The sequence below is a fragment of the Halohasta sp. A2 genome (assembly GCF_056175805.1).
This window is the reverse complement of record NZ_JAQFWV010000253.1, coordinates 1-328: the sequence shown is the minus strand read 5'-3', so window position 1 is coordinate 328 and position 328 is coordinate 1. Positions and strand designations below refer to the sequence as shown.

Below are 328 nucleotides of genomic sequence, written 5' to 3'. Positions count from 1 at the left end.
GCGGTCAGCGAACTTCCGGTAGGGAAGGCGATGATCGTACCGAGACAGTGCTGCTTGGGCGATGACGTTCACCCCGAACTGCCCCTCATCGGGGCAGTCGGGGTGAGTCGCAACCGTCTCCGTACCATAGGAGTCACAGTGGTAGCAGTGACGGTTGTACTGGGTGATTTCTGGTGGCTGTGGATCCGGAATCTCCTCGATGAGTCGGGGGCTGACGCCCACCGACTCGTCGAAGTGTTCGCCACACTCTGGGCAGCAGTTACAGGTGACCTCTACTTCTTCGTCAGGATCAGGTGCCGACCGCCACACTGGGTCGGGTCCTGGTTTT

General features: G+C 60.1%; 1 pseudogene. It reads right to left on the bottom strand.

Annotated features, from left to right (window positions below):
- Window positions 1-328: pseudogene (locus O2S87_RS19025) on the bottom strand (IS66 family transposase); the annotation flags it as partial.